Below are 26,481 nucleotides of genomic sequence, written 5' to 3'. Positions count from 1 at the left end.
TGATAACTAACTAGTTAGTACAGACATGACCTAGCACAGTACCAAACCTATTTTTCCTAATAAGAATTACCGAATATCATAGAATGATAAGGCGAGCTTTGACCATTCGGCCCTTGATTTTCTAACATGATAATATGGTCAACTGATTCTATCTTGTCAATATAACTCACCTTATTTTCGGTTAATGTATAAGAGCTTTTGTTTTTCTGAATTATGATTATTTTTTTGTATATTCATCCGGAAAAAAGACATGATCTACTCGGGAAGCAATTTGAATGATCTCCATTATGCTACTACATGGATATTCATTGGCATCTTTTCCCCGTGCGCCATTAAATAACGCCTTATTTAACTGTTTAATTATATTAAATAGATGCAGGACTATCTTACTAATGAAACTATTATAAGAAAAAGCAGTCATATCGCCCTTGTATTTCTTATGAACAACCGAATTTGGTGTAAAAACGCCATCCTTGATGACCCCGAAAAAGAAGCCATAAACAACTTTACCTGAAAGAGCGGTCATATTTAAAAAACCAACACGAACATCATCATGTTTTTTTAAATTCGCAGTAAGTCGAATCCAGTTATGGTCCTTATCGATTGCCCCTTTCAGCCTTTCATATTTTATTTTCTCATTTTTTTTAACCCACTCGATAGCGTTTGCAAGAGATTTATCTGCAACAACTTTAGATACGTTTCTTACTATCAAATATGCTATATCATACAATTTATCCATTGACTCAACGAAGTCTAATAATGCATCACGATAATTATTATCTATATCCCACTGTTTGCCTGAGAACTCTACTTTTTTCTGCAAGCCATCAAGAATAGAAAGCTGCTTTGCTAAAGTGGTTAACTGTCGATCAAATGTTAAAAATGGATGAAAACAATCACTATTCACATTGTTTACATTCTTTAAGTTGGAATAAAGCGGGAAACTACCATTTAAACTCACGTTCACTTTTCACTCCTTTTTAAATCACATTTTCATAAAAAATTCACATTAACGCGGAAGGTTTGCGTAATATTTTTCACTCTTAGCAAAAGACAAATCACTCTGTCCATAAAAATTGAAGTATTGCCAAAAATAACAGATACCACTAATACAACGATTATACAACTGTAAAGAAAAAAGTCACATCACATGTTGATTCTTAACCTACCACCTGCTGATTTAATACACCCGAGCGCGTGGCAGATCACTTAGCCGTGTTGTATATGCCGGTGATAGTAGCTCACGCTTCATCGACCATGACTGATGTGCCCCTTGCCCAGCGAACCATAGCTGGGCCCTGCCCGAATTATTGATACGGTCAAGCACGCCCATCAGTTGTTCACTGTTGTGCCGTGGCTGATATTCATCGAATAGGCCAAGCTGGGCCACGCCCTGGCTGAAAAAGTCCTGCAGCATCACTCCACCTTTCTGATACCGATGACCGGATTGCCAAATCGCGTCAAGACAGCGCATCGCGGCGGCAATAATATCTCGGGTACCTGCACCATCTGCCCGACGTTCACCCATTCACCATCGGCCAGCGCGCGGATAGCCATCGTTTGGCGTGAATACAGCAGCCGGCGAACTTCTTTCAATGCCCTATCCCGCGCCTGGAACGAATTGCGGATAAACAGCATGTCGAACTTCTTCGCCTTTACCGGCTCACCTTCCTCTATCGAGTTACCGACGATCCTGTAGCGGATGAATGCCTGTTTATTCGTGACCGGGTTTCGATACTTGATCTCTACCCCATCAAAACCACCGGGTAGCGTCATGTCGTAGGAAAGGCTGTAATCCTCCGCTTTCATGTTGGCGCGGTTGAAAACCGTTGTTGCACTTGGCTTCCGTTCATCACGAGTGAAAGACAACACCCCGCCATCCCAAAATGCGGTCACCGTCGCCGCATCACAGATCGTCTGAATCCGAGAGCCCAGCGAGATATCTTCGTCATCGAAGGTGTAATCGAAATAGCCCAGGCGCTGATCCGGCAACGATGCCGCGATAGAGTAAAGCTCGTAGATGTCGATACTCGACTCTGGCTGACCGCCCACCTTTAGCCAGGTGTGCAATACCGCGTCTGCAAACGAGCGTGACGGCCTTTCTGTGTAATCGACTGTCTGTGTAGCCAGGTTATAGCTGATGACTCGACGGGTGATTAGCGCGTTATATTTTCGCTCACGCGCGCTGGTAGCCCTCTCTGTAGCGGTAACAGTGACGGTTACTAGCGTGTCATTCGGGTAAGCAACGTTGGTACGAGTCCTGACGACATGAATCGCTTCGACTTTCAGGATTGAGTGATCATTGCTCCCGTTCGTCCTCTTAAACTGGACGGCATACCGGCCATAGCCGGCAGCGGGCGTAAATTTAAACGAGCCATACTTCGTGTCACTCAACCCAGAATAGTTATCAAGCCCATGGTTGTGCGTCTCCGTAGTTCCCGGTATTTGCACGTTGTCATCATCAACTTTCCAAAATGTGATGTCGCAATATGCGTAATCTTTATCCCCTAACTGTGCCTGCAGATGTACCCATAATTGCTCTCCAGAAACGGGAGAAAATGACGGGCCGATGACTAATGGTTCATTATCATTAATCGTGAATATTGACGTGTTAACCACTGCATCAGCAGGGATCTCACTGATATCTCTGCCACTCAGATTTGAGAATGTAAAATTATAGAAATACTGGGGATCTACCGGCGCGCCATCGTCAGTTGTTGTTGCGCTTATCAGGTCGGCATATACAGTAATATCTCGCGTTACCGGCCCTGACACTGTGCTGTAGGTGACGTTGACAACGAACGACACTGAATGAGGCTTAGACAGGTCACAGAAGTAATCAAAGTCGCTATTTTGCTTAATTTTGACGAGTGCCTGACCTGCGATGAATTCACCCGAAACCATGTCGGTGGTTGTTGTCGCTGTCTCTGCAGGAAAATCACCGCTCTCGTTCGGCCCCGGCAACTCTTGACCGTCGATGTCGTCGAAAGCGAACCCCTCATTGATCAGCGGGATGTTCTCGCCTGGCTGGTAGATGCGGTATGAGGCGCCGGCCAGTGCGCCGAGGTTCGATTCTGAATACCTCACTGACGTGACGTCATACCGGCCCAGCCCGAAGTTCATCCACTCTGTGACTTTCTTGATGTTGTTGTCGTACTCGAACAGCGACTCCTGAATCAGGTCAGGGTACGCGCGCACTTGGCCGTAGTTGTCAGGCTTAGCCTCGCCGTCGCGCGCAATATTGGTTTGCCCTTTCAGGCTGTTATTAGGTGATGTCTTTGCGTTGCTGCTTGTCGCCACGCCCGCGCTTGGCTGGCCGAGCAATGACGTCAGGATTTTTTGAACAAACTTGATCGGAGCGAAAATAGGACTTAGCACTTTACCGATGGTGCCGCTTTTCGGCTGGTCGAACACGCTGATCACGTCGCCGTCGTTGAGCGGGAAATTCAACTCATCATCGGGCTGCAGCTTTACGCCGTTACGCAGAATTTCAACATCACAGTGAAGGTTGGCCGATTTAAGCCAGGGATAGAACATGCTGCCGGCGGGAAGGTTATGACGTTCTTTGGGTAACCCCGGCACGCGCTGAACTTCGATCAACGGCATAGTCGTAAAACTCCAATTTGGTGAAAACTCGCTCCAGCGTCCGCAGTTTGTCAAAGCGCACATGCCCCGCTTCGCCGCGGCTATGGAATGCTTGCCCATCGATGACTAAACCAACGTGGGCTGGCTGACCGCCGTAATACGCGATAAAAATGCTACTGTCGGCCGCTTTCTCGGCCTGATGCCAGAACACGACATCACCGGAAAAACACGTCAGGAAGTCGCTGCCAGCTTCGTAGTCCGGCGTTTGGTGTATCTCTATGCCGAGCACATGCCGGTAATACAGCACCACCAGCCCCCAGCAATCAGCCGCGTCGAACGAGCACGCTCGATCGCGCCATGGCTTACCCTCCATGGCGTGAATGAAGTCAGGTTTATGCATTGGCGAGCCCTGGAAATTCCGTGGTGTTGTAGAGAAAGCCGATGTTGTTGTTTAGCGGGTTCTGCAGCGTGAGTGAGCACGTTACGTCAGCCTCATCGAGAGAGGCGTCTTTAACAAAGAGCGTCCAAGACTTCAGCGGCGTGTTCATGTCCGCCGCATCGAAACGCTGATACGTGGCAGAGATAGGCGTTATGCGTGAGTGCGCGCGCCACAGCTTCAGCTACTGCTTGAAGTCCTGTGCCAAGCGCCCGAATTTCACCGTTGAGTTGATCACCGGCGTGCTGCTCTGCTGACTCTCTGCGACCTCCATCCGGCAAGCTGAAAACACCTGGCCGGCGAACGTCTTTGGGTATATCTGTTTTGCCACCAGCCGAATAGCGCCAAACGCCGGATGACTGAATGTCATCGTGTCGTAGATGATCCGGTTGGGCCGCTGTGACTGAAATTCTCGTAAGGTAGGCATTCAATACTCCGGCATGTCGCGGTTGACCACTTCATCAATGATCCCCCACTGATACGGCGGCAGCTCAACAATGACGTCTGAGAACTCGTCATCCGGGTTGTAGACCTTCCGGGTGATTACGCTCGCCGTCCACGTCGTCGTGTTGCCGTTAATGCTCGTTTGAACCGGTGGCGCCACGAAATGCAGTTCCTGCATTTGCAGGCCAGAGCCGCCCAGATTGCAAAGCATCGTGAACCACTGATTGCCGTTATCCAGGTAACGAGGGCTGCGATACCACTGCTCGAATGCCCGATCTTCTTGCAGCGTGAAAATCCACGTCAGCGACCAGGTGGTTTTGAGGTCATCTGTCAGGCGCTGGAAAATAGGCGCGCCCACTGCCGGCTGATCGGTGCGGAACCCGGCATCAATCGTGCGGCTCTTGTTGGCCTTCTGGGGAAGTGATAGCCAGTCGGGATAAGGTATTGCCACGGTTTTCTCCCGGTAATAAAAAACCCGCCGAAGCGGGTTGTTGTCACAGTGGTTTAACCACCTCAGCCTGTATCTTTAGAGCCATCATCTGACTGGCGAAAAATACGTTAAACTCTTGCCTTGGCGTAGGTGGGGTGTCAAATTTATCCAGAATCGCCGAGTGAACTTCCTCTGCTGATTTGAAGATTGCTCGCAACCTATCTTTCACATCAGTTTCAGTGAACGACGCCTTATATATATTGTGAGCAAATTCATTTCTCATTTTTCTGAATTTGTTTAATAACTCCCTGATACCATCGTTTATAACCCCCAACCTATAGGCCATTTCAATTTTTGCTCCAAAAGTTGAAAGCGGAGCTCCCTCACTGCCAAATAGAGGATCTTTGTTAGTAAATGACGGGAATAGACGTTTTGAGATTATCTCTTGAAGCGCCTCTTCAAAAAGGCCAGATGCAATAAGCACTGCACCTCTGTCACTTTCTTCTTCAAGCATTTTGTAGTATCTAGCAAACAAATCAGAGCCAAAACCATTCCCCATTAGCTCATTGAATTTTTCGTCCATTATTTCCCTCTGCTGTTATCTCGCTGCAACCAGTCAATCCATAGCTCACCTATTCTACTATGAATCGGTCGCCTTTCTTGGTGCGTGATGATTGCGGGTGAAAGCTTGGTCTATCGGGCCGCCACTGTTAATGTCAGCAATGATGGTTTCTATCGTCAATGACCCATCAGGATTCTGCGTGGTCTGTGAATCAACCATCGCGCTGCTGTAGTTCTGAATGTTGTTGTAAACGACAATCCCACAACCACCTTGCATGTCCTTGTTGCTGATCACCTTGCCGCCATTGTCACCAGGCAGGAGGTAATTTCGTCCATTGCTGGACTGAAGCACTTCCGGCACTCCCCCCTCACCAATCCTGTACATGCTTCCTGCGGAAACTGGGCCGCCATTCTTGCGCGCGCCTGCCAGGGCAAGACCACCAGCCAACCCCACGGTTGAGGTTATCCCTGCTGCCGCTGGAGCTGCGTTAGCGCCAAGAGTTGCCAGTGATGCCATTGCAGCCGCCGGCGCCCAGGCTGAAGCCGTTGTTGCAGCCATACCCACAGATGACGCCACGGAGGCGGCGCCAAGCGTCTGGCCGAGAATGTAGTTTTTCAACGCCTCCACACCCACCTGAACGATGCTGTTTATCACGCTGTTCAGGATGGTGTTGCCAAGCGACCGCATCGCCTCTTGTGCTGACATGGTGCCGGTAAGCAGCCCTGTAATAGCGTTTGAGGCATTACCCGAGAAAGCATCAACAGCGCTCGTCAACATGTTGTAACCAAGGCTTTGCTGGCTCAACAGCTGCCATTGTGCCTCTGTCCTTTGCTGCTCATACTGGCGATCCGCAGCCGTTCGCAACGCTAAGGCCTGGTCATGCGCTACCGGTTTCGATGTATGCCTGACAGAAAGCCTCTTGCTTTGGTGTCAGACCTGCCATATTCGCTCCAATAAAAAACCCGCCGGAGCGGGTTCAGTCATTTCTTGCCGTTGGCCTCAGCAGATGGCTGATAGCGCGGGTCGTTTGGCCCTGGGAACTTGTGGCTCTAACTGCGGTAATGCTGCAGGCGCTCGCGGAGTCTACTCGGAGTAGACTGTCGGCATTCCACCCGTTTCCTTAACGGTAAATGGCGCGCCACGGTGGCGCTGAAAGACCCAATCACCGGCAAGCGCCCCGGCCTGCAATACCCGTCTGAACGGCCAAAAACCGGAAGCGCTACGTGAAACCCGAGAATTACCCAAGGCTACCGGGCAGCAGATTTTAAAATTCATTTCTGATTCTAATCGCCGACACAATAGATAATCAGCATAACCATCCGGCTAAGCCTGATTAGTTACCCTTATAGCAACTACACGTTCCAACTAGCCAAGGAGGCCTTATGAACTATCCACCTGAGTTTTATGTCGCCATATCATCCGCTTTTGTCTTTCTAACCGCATTGGCCAAAATCGCACTTCACTTCTCTCAATACCTGTTCCCAGTCAGTTAATCACCCGTCTATCAAATCGCAGTATCAGCCACACCTCGCGGGGTTGCCTCGCCACTTCCGTCTTTCCGGCTGCCAAGACGTGATCACCTACTGCAGGGCTTCACCGTCTCACTCCTTGTCGGGGGAATTCTTCATCACGCAGCAGCCTCGTAAAGCTGCTCTGTGATAGGCAATAAAAAACCGCCCGTAGGCGGTTGGTGTAGGTGAAAGGCAGGCCAAGCTAATTGCGGATTACCGTCATTCCAAATTATCCCTACTGACACCGTGGCCAGCATGGGGTTCGAGAATGGCAGCGTCACCTGAGCCCCTTGGCTTTTCATGTATTAACCCTATCGCGCGACCAACAAGGCGGAAGACTCCAGCGTCCCAGACGCGGGTGGTAATGCTCTCAAGATGGTTACCCACCTTGGCCGATCTCCCTGCTCACTATCCTCTCGGTTCTGTTACCCCTGGCTCAGGAACCCTGATGTCGCGATCAGCGGTTGCTTAAGGGGACGTTCAAAAGTTTGGTCAAAATGACCTCCTAAGAACATTCCGTGGGCTAACAGTTAGATAATATCTAAAATACGTTTTACTTCAAGCGTTCGCCATTGTGGATAACTTGCCTCCACTTTTGAAGTATTTCTACCTGCCCAGCGCAGATGCCGAGCGCTGTTTGTAGTCTCAGCGTGTAGCTAACCGCGTATCCCCAGGTGTCACCTTCCAGATTTGGCCGCTCGCATGATTTGAAAACTGATTCAGGGGGTAACAGGACGATTTGCAGAGGTGCCGGCGGCGTTCTGCTGCAGGAGCTCAACAACAGCGGCAGGCATAGGACTAATCCCACATTTACTGCCTTTAAGTGCATCACGCAATTTCCTCTGGTAGGTTTCTTCGCGCTGGCGTAGTTGCTGCTCTCTTTGTTGTTGCTCCGCAGCCAAGGCTCTGTTCTTCCGGTCTTGTGCTTGCAGGGTTGAGATCAGTCCTGACTGCTGCGCCAGCGTCTTTTCCTGCTGCTTAACCTGCTCCGCAGCCTTTACTGCGTTGCTGTGAAAGCAGAACGCCAGTCTGCCGGCAACAATCAGCGCCACCAGCAACAGGCCTATCGCCATCGTGCGGAAGCTGAATGAGGTGTTCATGACAAAAACATCTCGCGCTCTGCTGCACGGCGTGCAACCAGACCATCAAGCCGTTTACCGCCAGCATTTACCCACCGACCGAATTGGTCGGCAGCGCCTTGAGTGTCGCCAGCGTTCAGCTTTTGCAACAGCGTGGATGTGCTCAGCGACCGCAGGCCGAGGTTATATGCAAAGCTCACCAGCGCATCGAATTGGCCCTGGGTGATTTTCACCTTCACCAGTTGATTAACGCCCTGCTCGACATGCTCAACGCCGCATTTCAGCAGCCGATCGGCAGTCGCCTGATCAATCTGCATTCCGGGGCCGACTTTTTTACCGTCAACAGGCTGTGTCCATCCGTAACCGATCGTCCAGACGCCAACCGAATCCTGATAGGCTTTCAACCGCAGACCTTCGAAGCGCTTAATCAGCTCAATTCCGTCTTTACTTATCTGCATTCTGATTGCCCCCGCCGAAGCGATTACCCACGTAACCGGACAAAAACGAGCTGAGCTTCTTCACGCCGACAAAGCCAATAAATCCGCCGATGCCAACCGTTAAGGCTTTCGGCACGTCGAAGTAATCCAGGGCTGAGTAAGTCGTCAGCGCGACTGCCCCGCACATCAGCCCCTCAAATAACGTCTCTCTCAAGCTGCTGCCTGAGTAGGCCATCCGCAAAACGGCCATAACAACGGCCATGATGACGCCACCAATCGGCACGTCACCGCGCCACCAGGCCGCAAGAATGTCGCTGAGCTCTGCCCAGTGGTGAGGATTGTTTGGCATCTTCATGACTCCACCTCCCGCTTATCGGGCTGTGCTGTAGACTTAAAATAAAAAAGGCCGTGCATTAGCACAGCCCTGAATGATTGAGAGGCTCTATCACTCTCTGAAAGGTTTACACACAAATTCCAATGTGATTTTTGGATTGTAGATGTTCAAAAAAACAGGGTTACTATCCATTTGAATAAATATCAAGCTTGTCTCTCCGTCGACCTTTCTACCGAATACTAGGCTTTCCCCACCTTCGGTAGCATCCACCCTGTCAATGAAACGGAATACTGCTCCGCTTATAGTCACCGTTTGCGATGTTCCATGCATCAGCGCAGAAATTCTCGTGCCAGCCTTCGTGCTGCACTCCAACCTGAGCATCGGATTAATGTTTTCCTTCTCAGCAGATGGAGCGCGATAACTTTCCTCCGCCTCAGCTGCATATTTTGCCTTTGCTTTGGCGATACGCTGTTCTGTACTTTCCTGCACACACCCACTCACAGAAGTAATTGCAAGTAAAACAAATAAAAGCCTATTAATCACGTAATGTTTCTCTATTATTCAATCAATTCAGTATTTTGGCACATTACTCGGTGTTGATATAGGGTTTTACAGGTCATCCTGTGAGATATCAGCCACCAGCCGTAAACGATGCCGGTAAGAGGGTGCCGTGTGTGTCGCCCGTTGGCTGGGGCTGAAAACGAGAAAACCCCGCCGAAGCGAGGTTTTGAAAGTTGATAAGCTACGTCACTGCGTAACCACTCTTATCACGTTACAACAACTTTTGCGTACGCGTTAATGATTTTTGCTTAATTTTCGTTTATGTTTTGAAACACACAGCAATAAAAAGAAAGGTGCGATGTTGGCCCTGTCAAAACTGACACCACAGACGCAGCTAATCTTACTGAATTTGAGGATGTATCTTTGGCTAATGCTGAGCTTTTAATCAACTCGGAAGAAGAGGCTTTTGCACTCATCGAGAACTATCTTTCTGGCTATCCGCTTCCTGAGCACATATCATTTGATGGGTGGCCTAGCCTTTCATTTAGGTTAGAGGGCGAAAATTTCCAGCAGAGCATCACACCTTCAGTTATGAAGGGTTTTATCGAGATGCAGGCTCAGATCAACAAATCTTTCGCTTTAGCTAAATATGGAGTGCCCGACCCCCGTAGGCTGACAAAAGACGAGCGTGAAGATCTTGAAATAAAAGTCAAAGTTGAAAAAGGGTCGTCGGTTTTCAATGTAGATATAGATGGTTTTTTGACCAAGCTTGGTCAGGAGTTAGTCGGAAAAATGAGTCCTCAGGAGATCATGGTAACTTTACTGGGCGCAGCCTTGATATGGGGCGGCGTCTCCATATTTAGACGTTTTCTCGACAACAGAAAAGAAGTACGGCTTTCTGAGATCAGTAAGGATGGTGATAAGGAACACTTGAAAACCATGCAGTCTATGTCTCAAGAAGAAACCAAGCGGATGGAGTTATTGACTAAATTCATTAACAAAACGCCTCTTCTGGATAACATGGAAAGGATGTCTCATGACGCTAAAACTGAAATGGTTAAATCCTTTGTCCGCGCAGACGTTGCTGAGATTGACGGTATCACTCTAGATGCCGAAATGGCAAAAGAACTGACTACTAATGCTCGAAGAAGGTCTACAGAAATGCGGATAGACGGCGTTTATCGCATAGAAGAAGTTAACAATACTGATCCTGAAGCATTTAAAGTAAAAGCCAGAAATATACATACAAATCAACGTCTAACCTGCTTAGTCCAAGATGTGTTTTTGGATGAGTCGGGAAATAAAGATGCCTTAGTAAGAGCTGAGTGGGAACGAAAACCTGTCCACTTAAGTATCAATGCTAAACATGTCGATGGTGAAATAAAATCTGCCATTATTTTGTATGTTCGTGATGTTGAAGAAAAGCCCGAGTAATCGGGCTCTAATATTTATATATCCATAGTTAAACTAACATCGAGCATCGCCAGGCAGCCGCCAATAAATCCCTCGACTGTCTGCATTTCCTTCCTAATGGTTCCATCTGAGCACTTGCGCTTTCTAGCTATCTTGCGTAGGGATATGCCATAAACATGGTGTGCTATTACAAGGTCATGCTCTTCAGGTTTATACTTCTTTAGCCTGCTAACGCAACCGTCTATCACCAATCCATCGTCATCGCAGCATGATAGCTTTCCGCTCGATGTAGGCGGCAGCAACCCTTTGAATCCAGCTGCAATTGGTGAGTAATCGATACCACTGTCCTCACGCGCCCACACGCCCCAGCGCTCCAAGATTTCGTACATATCTCTCATGCTTTTTCTCCCACGGCTTCCTGAAGTTGCTGGCGAATTTTTTGTAATAGCTTGCTGGCTTGGCGATGAACTCTTTCCGATCGCTTGTCAGCGGTTGAGAGCAGCAAAAACTGCTCGTTCAGATTGGCTGTGTTCAGCAGCGCGTCGCAGACGTTCCGGTACTGCTGGCGTGTTATGGTTACTTCTTTCATGCGATAGCCATCCTACCGTTCACTGGTAGCGACGTGGAGCGCATAGCGCGCATCATGAATAGTAATAGCCAGCTGGCGCTTACCCCATACGAGCAATCGCAGGTGGTAAAAGAGCTCGCAGGCTTCAACCTGTCACCAGATGAGATCGCCGCGCTGGTCGGCAAGAGCCGCGCCACAGTCGATAAGCTGCTTGCCCTCACCCAGGCAAATCACGATGTTCAGACACTTGTCAAAGATGGCGCCGTTGCCGTTGATGCCGCTGTTGAGCGAGTGAAAGAGCATGGCGAGCAAGCCGGAAAGGTGCTGGCTGGTGACGTCGAAAAGGCCAAAGCCGCGGGCAAGAAGAAGGTCACAAAATCCTTTATCGCGCCCCAATTTAGTGCGCCAAAGTCCTGCAAGCTCGTCACGCTCTTGGCTCAGGCCGAAGTCCGCGAAATCGACGGCCAAACCGCTTACATCCTTCCCGCCGGCACTCAGCTTGATGTGCTCGCCATTCTCGATGAATACCGCTCCACCAACAGCAAGGAGAATCCCGATGGTTCAGAGATATAACCCTGATTACGTCATGCATGCGGCGCGCTTTGCGCCGTTTGCACGCGAAGCAGAGCACGGTGAATTCGTTAAATTCTCCGAGTATGAAGCTTTGGTGTCAGAACTCGCCAGCAGCAGGCAGATCAACGCCCAAACGCTGCAGGTAAAGCTGACAATGGCTGAAACCATCAAAGAACTGACTGTTCGAGTTAATGCGCTGGCTGTGGAGAATGCGGCACTGAAGTCATCGGTTGACCTTATCGTCTCGGCCTATACCGAAGGTGAACCAGCTGGATTCGAAATCGACAGAGCTCGCAATATTGAAATCCCATCCACCTCCGCCGCTCTTGCAGCTATCGAAGCGCGTGGAGTGGAAAAGTTTGCTGATGACCTTCATAAAACTGCCATGGCTTTGTGCTCGGTCAAGCCAGACAACACTGCACCTGGCGCTTACGCGGGACTGGCCCGCTCATTTGCTGCAGAGCTGCGGGAGGCAAAATGAAAGAGCACCCAGTGATGCCAGCAAATGAAATGAAGCAACCAGGAGCCCCACTAGATTGTTATTTCCTTGAAAACTATGCGTGCTGGCAACCCTACGGATGGCATGAAACCAAATTAAGAGTGTGTGACATGTCACGATTGAGTTAATGCCCGAATGCGGCGGGTGATGTGTGGAGGTACTTAATGTTACAGATGTTGACACTTGAAGAATGGGCTGCGGAGCGATACCGCAGCAAACCGCCCTCTCTTAATACCTTGCGGCGTTGCGCTAAAGAGGGCCACTTCGCCCCGCCCGCACGTAAAGAAGGCAAGTTATGGCGCGTGCGAGAAGATGCTGAGCTAGTTGGCCCACTCACCACTCCGGTCATAAAGCACAACGACAATCCGAAGCTTCGAAGGATATTGAACGATGGCAGCCCGACCGCGTAAGAACAATGTTGATATTCCTAACCTGTATCCCCTATTTAGCCGCAAGGCCAATAAGGTCTACTGGCGATACCGGCATCCGGTTACAGGGAAGTACCACGCTCTTGGTGACAATGAGCGGGAAGCTCGTGAGATTGCGATCGAAGCCAATAGCCGACTAGCGGAGCAACGTAGCCGGCAGATCCTGGCTCTTAGCGATCGAGTGGCACAAATTAAGGGTAAGGATATAACTGTTAGTACCTGGCTCGACCGCTATTGGAAAATACAGGAGGAACGCCTGAGCACCGGTGATATCAAACCCAATACGTTTAAACAAAAACGTAAGCCTGTGGACCTTCTACGCCAAAAATTTGCAATGAAATCCTTGCCCGAGGTTGATGCCAAAGATATCGCTTCGTTGCTAGACGATTACACAGGTGCCGGACAGCCACGTATGGGCCAGGTTGTTCGCTCAGTGCTGATCGATGTGTTTAAAGAGGCTCAACATGTTGGTGAGGTTCCGTCTGGCTACAATCCCGCGCTTGCAACGAAGCAACCTCGCAGGAAGATCACGAGGCAGCGCTTGAATTTAGAGGAGTGGCAGAAGATTTTCGATATTGCTGATAAACAGCATCGGTACATGGGCAATGCGATGCTATTGGCCGTAGTTACAGGACAGCGCTTAGGTGACATCTCATCAATGAAATTCAGCGATATCTGGGATGATCACTTACATGTTACTCAGGAGAAAACTGGTGCAAAGTTGGCATTACCTCTTTCTCTTCGATGTGGTGCTTTGAACACAAGTTTACGCGAGGTTATCTCACGATGCCGAGATTATGCTGTCAGTAAATATCTTGTTCAATACTTCCATTCGACATCAATGGCCCAACGTGGTGCAAAAGTGCCAGGAAATACACTGACAACCAACTTTAGCAAAGCCAGGGATAAAACTGATATTGATTGGGGTGACGGCACACCGGCAACGTTTCATGAGCAACGTTCACTAGCTGAAAGATTATATAAGTCTCAAGGTATAAACACGCAGATACTTCTTGGACACAAAACGCAATTTCAGACGGATCGCTATCATGATGACAGAGGAAAAGAGTGGATCAAACTGAGTTGCTAGGTTTACGTGTTCCTTAACTGTTAATTAAACCTACATTTACTTAATAATACATCACCAACCCATAAATAATTCAAATAACACTTTACTGAAATTATGCACACCATGATTTTCAATGCAAAAGCACTTGTCGAATTAGAACCTAGCCGCATTGCGTCAGAATAACACTCCCCATTTATTTCACATGGGGAACCTGTGTTACACTCCATGTGAAATAGTAACTCAAAACACTCAGCAGTACCTACGCGACTTATTCTGAAAGTGCATATTTTAAATTCCTAGACAATAAACCATTTCTCATTGAACATATTTTTTCGATGAGTTCGTTATTAAAACCAATTTCTTTAAAAAAGAGAAGCATGAAAAGACACTCCATAAAGATCACCATTTTATATAATTTAATCCCAGACAAAGCAGCCTTCTCATTACTATCACTATAGTGCGTCTTATAATTTCTTGTCGTTGTTATTTTCCTCGTCAATTTATTTATGGTTTTTTCGTCTCCAACAATTGAACCAAACTGTGATACGAGTCTTAACAAGCGTGTGTTTAAATTAATTTCATTCCCATGCTTCAGCCTCCCATCCAACCACTTAATATGCTCCTCTGGACAATGCTTTAATATATCACCAACTAACTCATGAAATTTTTCCTCGTCGATATATTTTTCATCACTAATCCTACGGTGAAACGTTTCAAGCCCTTGAGCAAGAGATAGAAATCTCGCTTCGACTAAGGGACTCCGCCCCGAAAACGAAGAGAAATATAGCTCTACAGCCGGCTTCAGTCTATCATATATATTAATCCAAGAGTTAATATAGGCTGAGATATCACAATGAACCCTATCAAAATTAAAGTTCATTTCATTTAATAGAATATTCTTTTTATCACAATAAACAGCACTCTGATAGAATATTTTAATCTGATTACTTTCTGGATAAAAGCTTACACTTTCACCTACTGTATTATCGGACAACTTACCAGTGAGTTCCGACAAAACTAACGGACAACCGACTCCCAAAGAAATAAATTTCACAATCTTATAAGCTAAACTTTCAAACTCTGAAATCTTCAAAGGAACTTCCGAGTTCAATTTTAAATAAGTATTTTGAGTAAATTTAGCTTCGGTAATAGATTTAAAACCGGACATCCCATAAGAAAAAATTACAGATAGATTGATACGATCACCTAACTTAATTAATATATTTTCAGGGGCTTTATAATAAATTGCATGAGGCTCATCACCTTTAGCTCTTTTAACATCTATTCCAGAGATGCCAATCCAATCATCTAGGTGGTCACAGCTAAATGTTATCGAATCAAATAAACACTCATCTGGACTTGCTAAAAATGCACCAGAATATACTTGATTTACTAATAACTTTGCACTGCTAGTACCATAACCGCCAAAATTTAAATTTGTATTGATATAAAAACTATTACTCAGTGTTATTGAATTTAGTTTTTCCACATATCCAAAAATCACTCCAAACTCTGATTCTGAAGAATCACCTAGTTCTTCTTTAAATATCCCTTTTAACTCAAGGTATATTTTTTCGTTCTCTTTAATAAAAATTGTTCCTGGTATTTTTTTATCTTCATTTTCTGGCAACCAAAAAAGACCGTCGCATATAATATCATTTTTAATTCTCATCTCACCCTCTCATATCCAACATCATTCTAATAAACAAACTGTAATGTGAATGCCTAATTTTTAAACTTATAAATACCATTCCAAACCGACCACGAATTATTTATTTTCCCTATAGCACCAAACCCTTCCTTTAAAATAAATTTAAATCCTATATAAATTATATGCGATGCGTTATGTGCGGTTTTATAGTTAAATATTAGTTTTCCAAGCCAAAAATAATTCGATGCCGTTTCAAGTACTTTACATTCCCTTCAAAAACCATTTTTAACTTTGAATTTAGAGGAACTCCCAGATCGTTCAGTAATTGTTCCAAACCTTCACGATATATTAAATTACCGCAATCCGTGAAACTGATCATACCTCTATCGAACAATTTATCCAAATTCGGGATAAGTGGCAACCCGTTGAAAGGATCTACTTTTTCTATCTCATCACAAATAGACCAAGCCACTATGTGGGAAGCTGTTAATATTGACTCAACAGCAACACCAGTTACCGCACATTTTCCGCCCCACTTCTTAAATAATTTATCTCGATATGGTCCGTGACCGACACGAGCTTGAACGATCACTTCTTTCGTTCTTCCCGTTGGCTCTTTAACTTTTAAGCTTTCATTTCTGAAATCTATTGAAATGTTGTCGTTAATGAAACTTGCTATCATTTTTGCTGCGACCTCAGGTATTTTACACATATATGTTTGTGTGCAAAAACCGTTCTCTGCAAAAACACTTGGCTCACTCTGTTCATTGAACTTTGCTATAAATATCTCACTAAATAGCGAAACATCGATCGGGTGCTCCAAAACAGTCAAATCGACATCTACTCGAGTGCCCTCACGCTCCCACTTATCAAAAGATCGATTTTGAGGCCGCGGTGCTGGTTTAGCATCGGATGCGGCAGTTGCTATGTAGACAATTTCTCTGTCCTTGTTACAGAAGATGATGTCTCCCGCTTTTACATCTTTCACTGTTTCCCAAGAAGTAGGGTTAAACATTTTCCCATTCTTATTCACCCCATATTGTGGAGCCCAGAGGAAATTTTGTTCTTTAACCTCATTAAAACTGCTACCAATATTCACCCAGAAAAAGCTCATTAACACTCCTTGTAGAATTTTATCTCATGCAAAAAAATGCGGCTGCAGGTAGTTTATCGTCCATTTCATTGCAAAGTTTAGACGCAGCTCAACCTTTAGATCTATACGCTCTAAAGCGCCAAAATGGCCGAGTTTTGATAACCGTTGCAGTTTGAATAATAAAAAACGGGAACCATCAGGCTCCCGTTATCATTTAACGCTAAAACACCATTACATGTGTTTAACGATAGCGTCGCCAAACTCTGAACATTTCAGCAGTTTAGCGCCTTCCATCAGGCGTTCGAAGTCGTAGGTCACGGTCTTGGCTGCGATAGCGCCTTCCATGCCTTTAACAATCAGGTCAGCCGCTTCGAACCAGCCCATGTGACGCAACATCATCTCTGCGGACAGGATGATGGAGCCTGGGTTCACTTTGTCCTGGCCGGCGTACTTCGGCGCGGTGCCGTGAGTCGCTTCGAACAGCGCGCAGTCGGAGCCGATGTTGGCGCCCGGCGCGATACCGATGCCGCCAACCTGGGCCGCCAGGGCGTCGGAGATGTAGTCGCCGTTCAGGTTCATACAGGCGATCACGTCGTATTCCGCCGGGCGCAGCAGGATTTGCTGCAGGAAGGCGTCGGCGATCACGTCTTTAACCACGATCTCTTTGCCGGTGTTCGGGTTCTTGATCTTCAGCCATGGGCCGCCGTCGATCAGCTCGCCGCCGAACTCTTCGCGCGCCAGCTCATAGCCCCAATCCTTGAAGGCACCTTCGGTGAACTTCATGATGTTGCCTTTGTGAACCAGGGTCACGGAGTCGCGGTCGTTGGTGATGGCGTATTCGATCGCCGCACGCACCAGACGCTTGGTCCCTTCTTCGGAGCATGGCTTCACGCCGATACCGCACTGCTCTGGGAAGCGGATTTTCTTCACGCCCATTTCGTCGCGCAGGAATTTGATCACTTTGTCCGCTTCGGCGGAGCCGGCTTTCCACTCGATGCCGGCGTAGATGTCTTCGGCGTTTTCGCGGAAGATCACCATGTCGGTCAGCTCAGGCTGTTTCACCGGGCTTGGAGTGCCCTGGTAGTAACGCACCGGGCGCAGGCACACGTACAGGTCCAGCTGCTGGCGCAGGGCCACGTTCAGAGAACGGATGCCGCCGCCGACCGGGGTGGTCAGGGGGCCTTTGATGGCGACGCGGTAGTCGCGGATCAGGTCCAGAGTTTCGTCCGGCAGCCACACGTCTTTACCGTAAACGTGGGTAGATTTTTCGCCGGTGTAGATTTCCATCCAGGAGATTTTACGTTCGCCGTGGTAAGCCTTTTTAACGGCCGCATCAACCACGTGGATCATGGCAGGAGTCACGTCAACGCCAATGCCGTCGCCTTCGATGAACGGGATGATCGGGTTATGAGGAACAACCAGTTTACCCTGGGCGTCAACCGTGATTTTTTTACCTTCTGCCGGAACAACTACTTTGCTTTCCATCAACCTCTCCTTCAAGCGCAATTTTGTTAATGCTTTGTAAGATGCGTGTAGATACTACTTGAATATTCGGTCCGCGCCAATCCGAAACGGATTCGGTTATAATGCGCTTATCATCCGTAATCTCAACTGTTATGAAAAAATTCTCTGTTAGAAATCACAACGTTAAACGATTCAGCAAGCCGAATGCCGCCAAACCCGCCGCGCCGAAGGGGCCGCGTCGAATTGTGTTATTCAACAAGCCCTTCGACGTGCTGCCGCAGTTCACCGATGAAGCCGGCCGCGCCACGCTGAAAGAGTACATCCCCTTCCCCGACGTTTACGCCGCCGGGCGTCTGGATCGCGATAGCGAAGGGCTGCTGGTGCTGACCAACGACGGACAGCTGCAGGCGCAGCTCACCCAGCCGGGCAAGCGCACCGGCAAAATCTATTATGTGCAGGTCGAGGGCACGCCGCAGGAGAGCGATCTGGCGCCATTGCGCAGCGGCGTCACGCTGAAAGACGGCCCGACGCTACCCGCCGGTGTTGAGTTGGTGGCCGAGCCTCAGTGGCTATGGCCGCGCAACCCGCCGATCCGCGAGCGTAAATCCATCCCCACCAGTTGGCTGAAAATCACCCTGTTCGAAGGGCGAAACCGCCAGGTGCGTCGCATGACGGCGCATATCGGGTTCCCTACCCTGCGCCTGATTCGCTACAGTATGGGTAATCTTTCGCTGGGTTCACTGCAGCCTGGTGAATGGAAAAGCATCGATTCCCTGTAGACCGATAACTGATGGAGGCGCCATGAAATCCACGCCGATCGCGCTGCTGCTCGCCGCTCTGGCGGCCCCGTTCGCGGCCCAGGCCGCCAGCTTCGACTGCGCCAAGGCAGCAAACCGCGATGAGCAAGCCATCTGCGCCAACCGCACGCTGAACGATTTGGATGTGCAAATGGCCACCAAGTACCAATTCCTGCGCGGCCTGTTCGCCATGGGCGCGCGTGGCGCGATGCAGGACAGCCAGCAGGCCTGGCTGGCAAAACGCCAGCGGTGCGGCGGCGATACCGCCTGCCTGCTGCAAAGTTATCGCACCCGCATCGCCGAGCTGGACGACATCTACCGGCGCATCGACAAACCGCTGTAAGGAGACCGCATGTTCAAACCGCACGTCACTGTGGCCTGCGTGGTACACGCCGCCGGCAAATTTTTGGTGGTCGAAGAGACCATCAACGGCAAAGCGCTGTGGAATCAGCCGGCCGGCCACCTGGAGGCCGACGAGACGCTGGTGCAGGCCGCCGAGCGCGAGCTGTGGGAAGAGACCGGCATCCGCGCCACGCCGCAGGCGTTCCTGCGCCTGCACCAGTGGATAGCGCCGGATCGCACGCCGTTTCTGCGTTTTTGCTTCGTTATCGAGCTGGAACAGCCGCTGCCGACCGAGCCGCACGACAGCGACATCGATCGCTGCCTGTGGCTGAGCGCCGACGAGATTTTGCAGGCGCCCAACCTGCGTTCCGCGCTGGTGGCGGAGAGCATTCGCAGCTACCAGCAGCCGGAGCGCTATCCGCTGTCGCTGGTCGGCAGCTTCGCCTGGCCGTTTTAAGGGCGCCGAGCAGCACAAGATGACCAGTGCGCCGGCGCGGCCAACGTGGTAAAATCCTGCGCTTGTTTTTATCAGCACGGTTCGTGTTCAAGTTCGTGAGATCCCCATGTCAGACAACAGCCAGAAAAAAGTAATCGTCGGTATGTCCGGCGGCGTCGACTCCTCCGTTACCGCCTATCTGTTACAGCAACAGGGCTATCAGGTCGCTGGGCTGTTCATGAAAAACTGGGAAGAAGACGACGACGAAGAGTACTGCTCCGCCGCGACCGATCTGGCCGACGCGCAAGCGGTCTGCGACAAGCTGGGCATCGAACTGCACACGGTGAACTTCGCGGCGGAATACTGGGACAACGTGTTTGAGCTGTTCCTGGAAGAGTACAAGGCCGGCCGCACGCCGAACCCGGACATCCTGTGCAATAAAGAGATCAAATTCAAAGCCTTCCTGGAGTTTGCCGCCGAAGATCTTGGGGCCGATTTTATCGCCACCGGCCACTACGTGCGTCGCCAGGACGTGGACGGCAAGAGCCGCCTGCTGCGCGGCGTCGACGGCAACAAAGATCAGAGCTACTTCCTCTATACCCTGAGCCACGAGCAGGTGGCGCAAAGCCTGTTCCCGGTCGGGGAGTTGGAGAAGCCGGAGGTGCGCCGCATCGCCGAGCAACTGGAGCTGGTCACCGCCAAGAAGAAAGACTCCACCGGTATCTGCTTTATCGGCGAACGTAAATTCCGCGACTTCCTCGGCCGCTACCTGCCGGCGCAGCCGGGCCCGATCGTCAGCGTCGACGGCCAGACCGTCGGCGAACACCAGGGCCTGATGTATCACACCCTGGGCCAGCGCAAAGGGCTGGGCATCGGCGGTATGAAAGACAGCAGCGAAGATCCGTGGTACGTGGTGGATAAAGACGTGGCCAACAACGTGCTGGTGGTCGCGCAGGGGCACGATCACCCGCGCCTGATGTCCGTCGGCCTTATCGCGCAGCAGTTGCACTGGGTTGATCGTCTGCCGCTGACCGGCCCGTTCCGCTGCACGGTGAAGACCCGCTATCGCCAGCAGGACATCCCTTGCACCGTGACCCCACTCGACAGCGAACGCATCGAAGTGCGTTTCGACGAGCCGGTCTCCGCCGTCACCCCCGGCCAGTCGGCGGTGTTCTACCAGGGCGAAATCTGCCTCGGCGGCGGCATTATCGAACAGCGCCTGGCATAATTCGTCTGTCGCAAGAAAAACGCTGCGTTTACCGCAGCGTTTTTTTTATTCAAAATTCCACCTGTGCCCCCAGTTCAATCACCCGATTCGGCGGGATTTCGAACAGATCCGGCGCCCTCAGCGCGTTGCGCTGCAACAGCTGGAATACCTTGCCACGCACGCGCAGATACCAGGGGCGCTTGCCTAATACCAGCGTATCGCGCGACATGAAGAACGAGGTCTCGTTCATGGTGAAGCTCATCCCCTCCAGCCCGCAGCGATAAAGGATGTCCGTCACGTTGGGCGTCTCGCGCCAGCCGTAGCTTGCCACCACCCGCCAAAAGCTCGCCGACAGCTGTTCAATCGCCACCCGCTGCACGTTGTGCACGTACGGCATGTCGGTGGTGACGATGGTCAGCAGCACCACACGCTCATGCAACACCTTGTTGTGCTTCAGGTTGTGCAACAATACCAGCGGCACCGCATGCGGTGTGCGCTCCATAAACACCGCGGTGCCCGGCACCCGCTTCGGCGGCGCTTTCTCCAGCGACTCGATCAGCGCGCTCAGCCCTTCCTGATTGTCGCGCAACCGGCGGATCAGGCGCGAACGCTCGGTCTTCCAGGTCAGCATGATCAGCAGAATCGTCAGCCCAAGCGCCACCGGCAGCCAACCGCCGGTCGCCAGCTTGATCAGGTTGGCACCGAACAGCGGTACGTCGATGCACAGCATGACCAGCAGCATCAGCCCGCCCAACGCGCGCGGCCAGCCCCAGTTTTTCACCGCCACAATGCTCAGCAAAATCGACGACAGCAGCATGGTGCCGGTCACCACGATGCCATAAGCCGACGCCAGGTTGCTGGAGTGTTTGAAACTGATAATCACGATCAGCACCGCTGCGAACAGCAGCCAGTTCACCACCGGAATGTAAATCTGCCCGGATTCCTGATCGGAGGTATAGATGATACGCATCGGCGGCAGGTAGCCCAGCCGCACCGCCTGGCGCGTCAGCGAGAACACGCCGGAGATCACCGCCTGCGAGGCGATCACCGTCGCCAGCGTGGCAATCACCAGCAGCGGGAGCAGCGCCCAGGTCGGCGCCAGCAGGAAAAACGGGTTGTTGATCGCCGCCGGATTGGCCAGCAACAGCGCTCCCTGGCCGAAGTAGTTCAACACCAGCGCCGGCGCCACCAGCGTAAACCACGCCAGACGAATCGGCTTTTTACCGAAGTGGCCCATATCGGCGTACAGCGCTTCGGCACCGGTGACCGACAGCACCACCATGCCCAGCGCAAAGAATGACACCGCCTTGTATTCGAGGAAGAAATTCACCGCCCAGTAAGGGTTCAGCGCCCGCAGCACGCCGGGGTGATGCAGAATGCCGCCGATGCCCAGCAGCGCGAGTGTCAGGAACCAGATAACCATCGCCGGGGCGAACAATTTGCCGACGCTGCCGGTACCGCGCTTTTGGATCGCGAACAACGCGGTTAGCACCAGCAGCGACAGCGGCACGATAAAGCTGTCCAGCTCGGGGGCGATAATCTGCAGCCCCTCGATGGCCGAGAGCACCGAAATGGCCGGAGTGATCACCCCGTCGCCGTAAAAGAAGCTGCCGCCCACCAGCCCGATCAGCACCGCCGCCGGTACCCAGCGTGCATCCAGCTTGCGGATCGCCAGCGACATCAGTGTCAGAATGCCTCCCTCGCCGTCGTTGTCGGCACGCATCACAAAACAAATGTACTTAATTGACACCACCAGCGTCAGCAGCCAGAAAATCAGCGACAAAAAGCCGTAAATCGAGGCCGGCGTCAGGGTGATGCCCTCCTCCGCCGTCAGGCATTCGCGCAAGGTATACAGCGGGCTGGTACCGATATCGCCGTACACCACGCCGATGGCCGCCAGCGTTACCGCCGGCAGTGGCTGCTTGTTTTTTACGTGCATATAGAGGTCTTTATTTAAGGGTTCACGTTGGCAGTATAGATGCAGCCACCGCACTTTATTTGTCGCCGCAACAATAAGTTCGCACCGCCGCGCCGGCGATTTTCGCCGCCTATTTGCGCAGTTCTGCGCCGCACGGCGCATCCGCCTTGCCGCAGGCGTATTAGACGCTGGGTTTACCCTCGATTTTGTGGCATGATCCGCGGCATTCGTTGTCATCGTTGTTACAGCCACGCCCGATCGTTCCCGTTCGCGGCCGCCGCCGTTACCCTGGCGATACACACAACCTTATGCAGTAAGCCATGTACCGTTCACAGCGTTTACAGGAGTATTCGTGGCGAAGAATTATTATGACATCACGCTGGCCATGGCGGGCATCAGCCAGGCGGCGCGTTTGGTTCAGCAGCTGGCCCACGAAGGGCAATGCAATCGCGAAGCCTTTCAGACCTCGCTGAAAAGCCTGCTGCAGATGGACCCGCCCTCCACGCTGGCGGTGTTCGGCGGCGAGGAGCGCAATTTGATGGTCGGCCTCGAAACCCTGATGGGCGTGCTTAACGCCAACAACAAAGGGCCGGGCGCGGAACTGACCCGCTACACCATCAGCCTGATGGTGCTGGAGCGCAAGCTCAACGCCAACAAACAGGCGATGAACACGCTCGGTGAACGCCTCGGCCAACTCGAACGCCAGCTGGCGCACTTCGATCTTGAGTCAGACACCATCATCAGCGCGCTGGCCGGCATTTACGTCGACGTGGTCAGCCCGCTCGGGCCGCGTATCCAGGTAACCGGCTCGCCGGCTATCTTGCAGAACCCGCAGGTGCAGGCCAAGGTTCGCGCCACGCTGCTGGCCGGCATTCGCGCCGCCGTGCTGTGGCAACAGGTTGGCGGCAGCCGCCTGCAGTTAATGTTTTCCCGTAATCGTCTGTTCAAGCAGGCGCAAAATATCGTTGCTCATTGTTAATCGATCCCAGGAGTTGCTACCGATGGAATTATCCTCACTGACCGCCGTTTCCCCCGTTGATGGACGCTACGGTGATAAAGTCAGCGCACTGCGCCCCATTTTCAGCGAATACGGTCTGCTGAAATTCCGCGTACAGGTTGAAGTACGTTGGCTGCAAAAACTGGCCGCCTGCGCAGAAATCAAGGAAGTTCCCGCTTTTGACGCCGACGCAAACGCTTTCCTCGACAAAATCGTCGCTGAATTCAACGAAGAAGACGCTCAGCGTATCAAAACCATCGAGCGCACCACCAACCACGACGTGAAAGCGGTCGAGTATTTCCTGAAGGAAAAAGTGGCGGCGGTGCCTGCGCTGCACGCGGTGTCCGAGTTCATCCACTTCGCCTGCACCTCCGAAGACATCAACAACCTGTCGCACGCGCTGATGCTGCAAAGCGCCCGTCAGGACGTGGTGCTGCCTTACTGGCGTAAAATCATCGATGCGCTGAAAGGGCTGGCGCTGGAATACCGCGATATCCCGCTGCTGTCGCGCACCCATGGCCAGCCGGCGACCCCGTCGACCGTCGGCAAAGAGTTCGCCAACGTGGCTTACCGCATGGAGCGCCAATACCGCCAGCTGGAGCGCGTGGAGATCATGGGTAAAATCAACGGCGCGGTCGGCAACTACAACGCCCACATCGTCGCTTACCCGGAAGTGGACTGGCATCAGTTCAGCGAAGCGTTCGTGACCTCGCTCGGCATCACCTGGAACCCGTACACCACCCAGATCGAGCCGCATGACTACATCGCCGAGCTGTTCGACTGCGTAGCGCGTTTCAACACCATTCTGATCGACTTCGACCGCGACATCTGGGGCTACATCGCCCTGAACCACTTCAAGCAGAAGACCATCGCCGGCGAAATCGGTTCTTCCACCATGCCGCACAAGGTCAACCCGATCGACTTCGAAAACTCCGAAGGCAACCTGGGCCTGGCCAACGCCGTGCTGGGCCACCTGGCGGGCAAACTGCCGGTCTCCCGTTGGCAGCGCGACCTGACCGATTCCACCGTGCTGCGTAACCTGGGCGTGGGCCTGGGCTATGCGCTGATCGCCTACCAGGCCACCCTGAAAGGCATCAGCAAGCTGGAAGTGAATCAGGCACACCTGCTGGACGAACTGGATCACAACTGGGAAGTGCTGGCCGAGCCGATCCAGACCGTGATGCGCCGCTACGGCATCGAGAAGCCTTACGAGAAGTTGAAAGAGCTGACCCGCGGCAAGCGCGTGGACGCTGCCGGCATGCAGGCGTTCATCGATGGCCTGGCGCTGCCGGAAGAAGAGAAAACCCGTCTGAAGGCGATGACCCCTGCCAACTACATCGGCCGCGCCACCACCCTGGTCGACGAGCTGAAGTAAGCGCTTTAGCCCGATAAAAAGGCGGCCCGCGGGCCGCCTTTTTGCTTATTATTCGCCGCGCAACACCTGCAGCCGAGCTATCTGCCGCCCCTGCGCATCGAAGTTGTCCGCGCTCAGCCAGCGCGCCAGCGCCTGTCGTACCGTCGGCCACCGGTCGGCGGTGATGGCGAACCAGTCGGTATCCCGGCTGCGCCCCTTGACGATCACCGCATAGCGGAAGTTACCCTCGTAGCGAAAGCCAAAGCGCAGCGCAGCCTGGCGGGAGGGCGCGTTATGGCTGTCGCACTTCCACTCGCAGCGGCGGTAGCCCAGCGTGTCGAAGGCATAGCGCAGCAGCAGCGCGATAGCCTCGGTGGCGCTGGAGCGCTGTTTCATCAACGGCGACCAGCTGACGTGGCCGATCTCCAGCACGCCATTGGCCTCGTCGATGCGCATCAGCGCCACCGTGCCCACCGGCGCGTCGCTGGCGGCGTCGAACACCGTCAGATTAACCAGCGTCGGGTTGGCCTGCAGCGTTTCCAGATGCTGCAGCATCGCCGCCGGCGTATCGGGCCGCTCGATAGACAGATAGGTCCAGTCGCGGCCGTCCGGCGCCAGTTGAAACGCCTCGAACAGCGCGGCGTAATCCCGCTGCGGCTCGAGCGGCGCCAGCGAGCAGAAACGCCCGCCGAGCGTCGCGCCGCCCGGACGGCGAGCCGGCTGCCAATCCGGCATCGGTTCGCCAATCGGCTGACCATAACGATTCATTGCCATACACGCCTCCTGCGGTTAACGGGTATAAACGATAAACGAGCTTCTTCTGCCGATTTTGTCGTACAGCGAGCGCGCCGGCGCGTTGTACTCCTGGGTCATCCAGTAGACCCGATCGCTGCCGCGCGTCTCTGCCAATCGGTACGCCTGTTCGAACAGCTTTTCCGACACCTTATGGCCACGCGCCTGCGGCGACACATAGAGATCTTCGATATAACAATAGCCGACTGCGCTCCAGGTGGACGGGTGGAACACCAGGTTCATCAGCCCCAGTAGCTGGCCGTCGGCATCCTCCGCCACCAGCCCGTACACCTGTTCATCCTGCCCCAGGCGTTCGAAGGTGCGATCGGTCACCTGCGGCGCCACATCGGCGCGGTAAAAGTCGAGATAGCCCTGCCAGAGCGCCAGCCATTGCGCTTTGTCGTCGCCATTGATTCTGCGGATAGTCACTTCAGGGTTTGATGGGTTCATAGCGCCTCACGGTGTAAGATATTATTTCCATTAGGGAAATAATCGGATAGCGGCAGAATACACCGCATGGCGGCGGTACAATACGGACCAATTCAAAACGCCGAGCAGACC

The 26,481-nt window shown here is 51.7% G+C and carries 30 protein-coding genes and 3 pseudogenes; 11 read left to right on the top strand and 22 right to left on the bottom strand.

Features of this window, described 5'->3' with window-relative positions:
• Nucleotides 1–217: 217 nt before the first annotated feature.
• The 14 genes and pseudogenes from ACMGGW_RS08705 to ACMGGW_RS08640 all read right to left on the bottom strand — a co-directional run bounded on the left by ACMGGW_RS08705 (nt 218) and on the right by ACMGGW_RS08640 (nt 9,361).
• Nucleotides 218–967, bottom strand: coding sequence for a hypothetical protein (locus tag ACMGGW_RS08705; RefSeq protein ID WP_420279324.1), 750 nt, complete (start codon nt 965–967; stop codon nt 218–220).
• A 213-nt stretch (nt 968–1,180) separates the two neighbouring features.
• Nucleotides 1,181–1,498, bottom strand: a pseudogene (locus ACMGGW_RS08700) (DUF4113 domain-containing protein); the annotation flags it as partial.
• The gene (locus ACMGGW_RS08695) at nt 1,417–3,606 is read right to left on the bottom strand and encodes a host specificity factor TipJ family phage tail protein (protein ID WP_197832651.1); all 2,190 of its coding nucleotides are present in this window, start codon (nt 3,604–3,606) and stop codon (nt 1,417–1,419) included. The gene ACMGGW_RS08695 and the pseudogene ACMGGW_RS08700, both read right to left, overlap by 82 nt.
• On the bottom strand, nt 3,554–3,985 hold the full coding sequence (locus ACMGGW_RS08690; protein ID WP_414483406.1) for an NlpC/P60 family protein: 432 nt from the start codon (nt 3,983–3,985) through the stop codon (nt 3,554–3,556). Before ACMGGW_RS08690 ends, ACMGGW_RS08695 begins: the two co-directional genes overlap by 53 nt.
• Nucleotides 3,978–4,133, bottom strand: a complete 156-nt coding sequence (locus ACMGGW_RS08685; protein WP_414483407.1) for a hypothetical protein — start codon at nt 4,131–4,133, stop codon at nt 3,978–3,980. Before ACMGGW_RS08685 ends, ACMGGW_RS08690 begins: the two co-directional genes overlap by 8 nt.
• Before the next feature lie 72 nt (nt 4,134–4,205).
• Nucleotides 4,206–4,448, bottom strand: coding sequence for a hypothetical protein (locus ACMGGW_RS08680; protein ID WP_414483408.1), 243 nt, complete (start codon nt 4,446–4,448; stop codon nt 4,206–4,208).
• A complete protein-coding gene (locus ACMGGW_RS08675) occupies nt 4,449–4,916 on the bottom strand; it encodes a hypothetical protein (protein WP_063990957.1) in 468 nt (155 codons plus the stop codon).
• 43 nt (nt 4,917–4,959) lie between these two features.
• Nucleotides 4,960–5,478: a hypothetical protein gene (locus ACMGGW_RS08670; RefSeq protein WP_197832650.1), complete on the bottom strand. Its 519-nt coding sequence runs from the start codon at nt 5,476–5,478 to the stop codon at nt 4,960–4,962.
• Between the two features lie 57 nt (nt 5,479–5,535).
• A pseudogene (locus ACMGGW_RS08665) lies at nt 5,536–6,345 on the bottom strand (tail protein (tape measure)); the annotation flags it as partial.
• Between the two features lie 1,176 nt (nt 6,346–7,521).
• A complete protein-coding gene (gene lysC / locus ACMGGW_RS08660) occupies nt 7,522–7,797 on the bottom strand; it encodes an Rz1-like lysis system protein LysC (protein ID WP_420279322.1) in 276 nt (91 codons plus the stop codon).
• Nucleotides 7,688–8,068, bottom strand: a complete 381-nt coding sequence (locus tag ACMGGW_RS08655) for a hypothetical protein (protein ID WP_414483409.1) — start codon at nt 8,066–8,068, stop codon at nt 7,688–7,690. Before ACMGGW_RS08655 ends, lysC begins: the two co-directional genes overlap by 110 nt.
• Nucleotides 8,065–8,505 (bottom strand): lysozyme, encoded by a 441-nt coding sequence (locus ACMGGW_RS08650; protein ID WP_414483410.1) that lies wholly within the window; start codon nt 8,503–8,505, stop codon nt 8,065–8,067. The genes ACMGGW_RS08655 and ACMGGW_RS08650 overlap by 4 nt, the downstream gene beginning before the upstream one ends.
• On the bottom strand, nt 8,492–8,839 hold the full coding sequence (locus tag ACMGGW_RS08645) for a phage holin, lambda family (RefSeq protein WP_414483411.1): 348 nt from the start codon (nt 8,837–8,839) through the stop codon (nt 8,492–8,494). Before ACMGGW_RS08645 ends, ACMGGW_RS08650 begins: the two co-directional genes overlap by 14 nt.
• A gap of 90 nt (nt 8,840–8,929) precedes the next feature.
• Nucleotides 8,930–9,361, bottom strand: coding sequence for a hypothetical protein (locus ACMGGW_RS08640; protein ID WP_414483412.1), 432 nt, complete (start codon nt 9,359–9,361; stop codon nt 8,930–8,932).
• Between the two features lie 381 nt (nt 9,362–9,742).
• On the opposite strand from ACMGGW_RS08640, the gene ACMGGW_RS08635 reads away from it, so the two are divergent.
• The gene (locus ACMGGW_RS08635; RefSeq protein ID WP_414483413.1) at nt 9,743–10,753 is read left to right on the top strand and encodes a hypothetical protein; all 1,011 of its coding nucleotides are present in this window, start codon (nt 9,743–9,745) and stop codon (nt 10,751–10,753) included.
• A 14-nt stretch (nt 10,754–10,767) separates the two neighbouring features.
• Here the strand turns inward: ACMGGW_RS08635 and ACMGGW_RS08630 are convergent, their stop codons facing one another.
• Both ACMGGW_RS08630 and ACMGGW_RS08625 read right to left on the bottom strand, forming a co-directional pair.
• Nucleotides 10,768–11,130 carry an antiterminator Q family protein gene (locus tag ACMGGW_RS08630; RefSeq protein ID WP_414483414.1) on the bottom strand — a complete coding sequence of 121 codons (363 nt, stop codon included), beginning with the start codon at nt 11,128–11,130 and terminating at the stop codon, nt 10,768–10,770.
• The gene (locus ACMGGW_RS08625) at nt 11,127–11,321 is read right to left on the bottom strand and encodes a hypothetical protein (RefSeq protein WP_414483415.1); all 195 of its coding nucleotides are present in this window, start codon (nt 11,319–11,321) and stop codon (nt 11,127–11,129) included. The genes ACMGGW_RS08630 and ACMGGW_RS08625 overlap by 4 nt, the downstream gene beginning before the upstream one ends.
• Nucleotides 11,322–11,324: 3 nt before the next feature.
• Between ACMGGW_RS08625 and ACMGGW_RS08620 the strand changes: the two are divergent.
• The 4 genes and pseudogenes from ACMGGW_RS08620 to ACMGGW_RS08605 form a co-directional block, all read left to right on the top strand.
• Nucleotides 11,325–11,873: pseudogene (locus ACMGGW_RS08620) on the top strand (chromosome partitioning protein ParB); the annotation flags it as partial.
• Nucleotides 11,857–12,354 carry a hypothetical protein gene (locus ACMGGW_RS08615; RefSeq protein ID WP_414483416.1) on the top strand — a complete coding sequence of 166 codons (498 nt, stop codon included), beginning with the start codon at nt 11,857–11,859 and terminating at the stop codon, nt 12,352–12,354. The pseudogene ACMGGW_RS08620 and the gene ACMGGW_RS08615, both read left to right, overlap by 17 nt.
• Before the next feature lie 182 nt (nt 12,355–12,536).
• The gene (locus ACMGGW_RS08610) at nt 12,537–12,782 is read left to right on the top strand and encodes an excisionase (RefSeq protein WP_017892513.1); all 246 of its coding nucleotides are present in this window, start codon (nt 12,537–12,539) and stop codon (nt 12,780–12,782) included.
• The gene (locus ACMGGW_RS08605; protein WP_414483417.1) at nt 12,763–13,890 is read left to right on the top strand and encodes a site-specific integrase; all 1,128 of its coding nucleotides are present in this window, start codon (nt 12,763–12,765) and stop codon (nt 13,888–13,890) included. Before ACMGGW_RS08610 ends, ACMGGW_RS08605 begins: the two co-directional genes overlap by 20 nt.
• A 247-nt stretch (nt 13,891–14,137) precedes the next feature.
• Here the strand turns inward: ACMGGW_RS08605 and ACMGGW_RS08600 are convergent, their stop codons facing one another.
• From ACMGGW_RS08600 to icd, 3 genes are all read right to left on the bottom strand, one after another.
• Nucleotides 14,138–15,541, bottom strand: a complete 1,404-nt coding sequence (locus ACMGGW_RS08600) for a HEPN domain-containing protein (RefSeq protein ID WP_197832655.1) — start codon at nt 15,539–15,541, stop codon at nt 14,138–14,140.
• A 196-nt stretch (nt 15,542–15,737) separates the two neighbouring features.
• Entirely contained in the window at nt 15,738–16,634 is an 897-nt protein-coding gene (locus ACMGGW_RS08595) for an HNH endonuclease (RefSeq protein WP_197832654.1), read from the bottom strand.
• A 210-nt stretch (nt 16,635–16,844) separates the two neighbouring features.
• Nucleotides 16,845–18,098, bottom strand: coding sequence for an NADP-dependent isocitrate dehydrogenase (icd, locus tag ACMGGW_RS08590; protein ID WP_015377612.1), 1,254 nt, complete (start codon nt 18,096–18,098; stop codon nt 16,845–16,847).
• 131 nt (nt 18,099–18,229) lie between these two features.
• On the opposite strand from icd, the gene rluE reads away from it, so the two are divergent.
• From rluE to mnmA, 4 genes are all read left to right on the top strand, one after another.
• Nucleotides 18,230–18,856, top strand: coding sequence for a 23S rRNA pseudouridine(2457) synthase RluE (rluE, locus tag ACMGGW_RS08585; protein WP_025302528.1), 627 nt, complete (start codon nt 18,230–18,232; stop codon nt 18,854–18,856).
• A gap of 22 nt (nt 18,857–18,878) precedes the next feature.
• Entirely contained in the window at nt 18,879–19,217 is a 339-nt protein-coding gene (locus ACMGGW_RS08580; RefSeq protein ID WP_025302527.1) for a lysozyme inhibitor LprI family protein, read from the top strand.
• A 9-nt stretch (nt 19,218–19,226) separates the two neighbouring features.
• Nucleotides 19,227–19,673: an NUDIX hydrolase gene (locus ACMGGW_RS08575; RefSeq protein WP_025302526.1), complete on the top strand. Its 447-nt coding sequence runs from the start codon at nt 19,227–19,229 to the stop codon at nt 19,671–19,673.
• 106 nt (nt 19,674–19,779) lie between these two features.
• A complete protein-coding gene (gene mnmA, locus ACMGGW_RS08570; RefSeq protein ID WP_025302525.1) occupies nt 19,780–20,880 on the top strand; it encodes a tRNA 2-thiouridine(34) synthase MnmA in 1,101 nt (366 codons plus the stop codon).
• 49 nt (nt 20,881–20,929) lie between these two features.
• Here mnmA and kup read toward each other — a convergent pair whose 3' ends face one another.
• Nucleotides 20,930–22,798 (bottom strand): low affinity potassium transporter Kup, encoded by a 1,869-nt coding sequence (kup, locus tag ACMGGW_RS08565; protein ID WP_025302524.1) that lies wholly within the window; start codon nt 22,796–22,798, stop codon nt 20,930–20,932.
• A 331-nt stretch (nt 22,799–23,129) separates the two neighbouring features.
• Here kup and hflD point away from each other — a divergent pair, with 331 nt between their 5' ends.
• Both hflD and purB read left to right on the top strand, forming a co-directional pair.
• The gene (hflD, locus tag ACMGGW_RS08560; protein WP_025302523.1) at nt 23,130–23,756 is read left to right on the top strand and encodes a high frequency lysogenization protein HflD; all 627 of its coding nucleotides are present in this window, start codon (nt 23,130–23,132) and stop codon (nt 23,754–23,756) included.
• Between the two features lie 22 nt (nt 23,757–23,778).
• Nucleotides 23,779–25,149 carry an adenylosuccinate lyase gene (gene purB, locus ACMGGW_RS08555; protein ID WP_033652066.1) on the top strand — a complete coding sequence of 457 codons (1,371 nt, stop codon included), beginning with the start codon at nt 23,779–23,781 and terminating at the stop codon, nt 25,147–25,149.
• Between the two features lie 48 nt (nt 25,150–25,197).
• Here the strand turns inward: purB and ACMGGW_RS08550 are convergent, their stop codons facing one another.
• Together ACMGGW_RS08550 and ACMGGW_RS08545 are read right to left on the bottom strand one after the other, a co-directional pair.
• Nucleotides 25,198–25,902, bottom strand: a complete 705-nt coding sequence (locus tag ACMGGW_RS08550; RefSeq protein WP_025302521.1) for a GNAT family N-acetyltransferase — start codon at nt 25,900–25,902, stop codon at nt 25,198–25,200.
• A 15-nt stretch (nt 25,903–25,917) separates the two neighbouring features.
• Complete coding sequence (locus ACMGGW_RS08545) at nt 25,918–26,370, bottom strand: GNAT family N-acetyltransferase (RefSeq protein ID WP_043141490.1); 453 nt, start codon at nt 26,368–26,370, stop codon at nt 25,918–25,920.
• Nucleotides 26,371–26,481: the final 111 nt, after the last annotated feature.

The sequence above is a fragment of the Serratia sp. BNK-4 genome (assembly GCF_048685115.1).
GTDB classification, from domain to species: domain Bacteria; phylum Pseudomonadota; class Gammaproteobacteria; order Enterobacterales; family Enterobacteriaceae; genus Serratia; species Serratia bockelmannii.
Note: the sequence above shows the minus strand (reverse complement) of the source record. Positions and strands in the feature narration are given on the sequence as shown.